Source organism: Streptomyces axinellae (assembly GCF_039532135.1).
GTDB lineage: Bacteria > Actinomycetota > Actinomycetes > Streptomycetales > Streptomycetaceae > Streptomyces > Streptomyces axinellae.
Genome location: NZ_BAAARJ010000059.1, coordinates 1 through 2,601 on the forward strand (window position 1 = coordinate 1; position 2,601 = coordinate 2,601).

At 48.1% G+C, this 2,601-nt stretch carries 4 protein-coding genes; 2 read left to right on the plus strand and 2 right to left on the minus strand.

Features of this window, described 5'->3' with window-relative positions; genetic code table 11:
* Nucleotides 1-318 (minus strand): MobC family plasmid mobilization relaxosome protein (locus ABD339_RS33380; protein ID WP_146991581.1); only part of this gene is annotated, 318 nt, incomplete at its 3' end.
* Nucleotides 308-484, minus strand: coding sequence for a hypothetical protein (locus ABD339_RS33385; protein WP_004197757.1), 177 nt, complete (start codon nucleotides 482-484; stop codon nucleotides 308-310). The genes ABD339_RS33380 and ABD339_RS33385, both read right to left, overlap by 11 nt.
* 1,155 nt (nucleotides 485-1,639) lie before the next feature.
* Here ABD339_RS33385 and ABD339_RS33390 point away from each other — a divergent pair.
* Nucleotides 1,640-1,966 carry a hypothetical protein gene (locus ABD339_RS33390; protein ID WP_050516389.1) on the plus strand — a complete coding sequence of 109 codons (327 nt, stop codon included), beginning with the start codon at nucleotides 1,640-1,642 and terminating at the stop codon, nucleotides 1,964-1,966.
* 25 nt (nucleotides 1,967-1,991) lie between these two features.
* Nucleotides 1,992-2,537 carry a hypothetical protein gene (locus ABD339_RS33395; protein WP_023317533.1) on the plus strand — a complete coding sequence of 182 codons (546 nt, stop codon included), beginning with the start codon at nucleotides 1,992-1,994 and terminating at the stop codon, nucleotides 2,535-2,537.
* Nucleotides 2,538-2,601 lie beyond the last annotated feature (64 nt).

Here is a 2,601-nt window from a genome sequence, read left to right on the forward strand (position 1 = left end):
CAGCACGGCATGCCGCAGCCGCTCGAGTTCGGCATCAATGGCCATCAGCGCGGCCACCACCTGAACCCGGTCAGCGCCTGACCACTGGCCGCCGTTAATTTTCCGGGCGATCTGGTTGAGGTTGTTCCCCATCCCGGCAAGCTGGCGCAGCAAAACCGGATCGATGGACGGCAGCCGCAACGACCGCGCCGGGCGCGTATCGAGACAGGTTTCCCGCATCCACACCGCCAGTTGCCTTCCATTGCAGCGCTCCAGCAGCTGCTGGTACTCCCCATCGGTCACCCGGATACCTAAAAAACGGGTACGCTTAACCGCCATCCTCTCCTCCGATATCCGCAAAATGTGACCGGGCTGAACGCTCAAGCTCTGCCATCTGCTCCCGGCGGTAATCTTCCTCCTGTGCCTGACGCATCAGATTTGCCATCACTGCCGGATGCCAGGATCTTTTTTTTACGACGAGCGGCTTCTTCTTCGGCTTCTGCATTATCCCTCCTTCGCAAACGCCGGACGGCACGGAAAAGTTTTCCGGGTCGCTCCGGCGTTGGACAAGCGCCAGCGCGTCAGTGGTGTTAGCGGGTTTCGGGGCGCAGCCCTGAACCAGTCACAGCGTTTACGCTGTGTATACTGGCTTACTATGTTGGCATGAGAGCACGATTCATGAAAGTGCCTCATGTGGCAGGTGTGATATGTGGCTCAGGAGCGTCCGCAATACCATGCACGGACAGATGAAATGACGCCTCCTCGCTCACTCGGTAGCTGCGCTCCTGCCGTTCGGCTGCGGCGGGCGTGACCGACTCACGGATAACGGGATAAAGCAAAGGCGCTCAAATCAGAAAGGGCCGGAGAAAAGGATGCGGCGTTGCCGTTTTTCCATAGGCTCCGCCTCCCCTGACGAGCATCACAGAAATGGACGCTCAAGTCAGAGGAGGACGAAACCCGACAGGACTTAAAGATGCCGGTGATTTCTCTCCGGCGGCTCCCTCGTGCGCTCTCCTGTTCCGACCCTGCCGTTTACCGGATACCTGTTCCGCCTTTTTCCCTTTCGGGAAGCGTGGCGCTTTCTCATAGCTCACGCTGCTGGTATCTCGGCTCGGTTTAGGTCGTTCGCTCCAAGCTGGGCTGTATGCACGAACCCCCCGTTCAGCCCGACTGCTGCGCCCTTTCCGGTAACTATCATCTTGAGTCCAACCCGGACGGACACGCAAAAACGCCACTGGCAGCAGCCATTGGTAACTGGATATATACGAGAGAGATATTGAGAGGTCTTGAAGTGGGTGCCTAACTGCGGCTACACTGAAAGAACAGTTTTGGTATCTGCGGTCTCGTATACCCAGTTACCCGGTTAAGCAGTTCCCCAACTGACTTAACCTTCGATCAAACCGCCTCCCCAGGCGGTTTTTTCGTTTACAGTGCAAGAGATTACGCGCAGAAAAAAAGGATCTCAAGAAGATCCTTTAAATGATCGTCAGTTCTGTTATCCCCGGAGCTCCATCCATCCCACGGAAAAACACCCGCCACTGATGCCCTCAGCGCACTGCACATCATGTACAAACCACTCCCTCCCTCCTTTTTTATTGCGTTTCTTAATGGGCAATGGTAGCTTTGTGCGCAACAAAAAACGCAATAGCAAGGGGGGGTAATGAGAGAAAGAACAAATATCATGCTAGATATAGGATTAAAGCAATCCTTACAACGGCTTTCGAATAAAACCAAAATGAGTCTAAGTGATCTTATTAACCAGAGATTATCAGGTTCACTTTCAGTTGAAGAACGCATTGGCGAAAAGCCTGAATGGATGAGAAACCTTGATCCCTATCTCGCCAATCACTTTTCAAATATTGAGTTACCGCTCCCTTCACCATTAAAAGAATACCAAGAAAAAATGGATGAGATAGATTCAATTATTAATGACATGATGGTTCTAAAGGAATATTTCAGAGCTAAGTTTTACGACGAAATAAAATAGGCACGCTATACGGAGGCGGAGAATTATGTTTTTTAAACGGTATTTAACGGAGAAGGAAATATACAAGGCAGCACTCCCAATTGTTAGGCTTCAAGGGAGAGTTAACACTTCATTACGTTTTTTATCCAAATACTCAGATGTAAACAAAAATGGATTAATTGCATTGCATCTTAATTTATTACATTTTATCTCATACAACATACACGGTGTAGAGTCTCTGAAAATCACTCAAGCAGGCATAAACAAAGCTGTACAACAAAGCCCTCACGCAGATGAAATAAAAAATATTGCGCAGGCAATAGGACGCAAAGGACCTGAGTACATCGAAGGATTAATTAGAAACCCATGGGGGAAGAAAAATGATAATCCACTAATATTTATAATGAGCATTGAAGAAAGTATAAAAGAAACCCTTAACTCAGGTTATATGTTATATAGAGTAGCTCCCATAACTGAGGGTGAAGCAGCTGCTTTCATGGATGTTCTTAAACAATTATTATTATTTGAGGATAATTTTCGCCTTTTTGGTAGAGACTTGGTTTATAAAATAGAAAAATTAAAAATCAGATAACAAAGTATGGTGAACGAAAAATGAAAGAGAGGATAGTGAAATGTGTAATACCAAGATTCTCAAC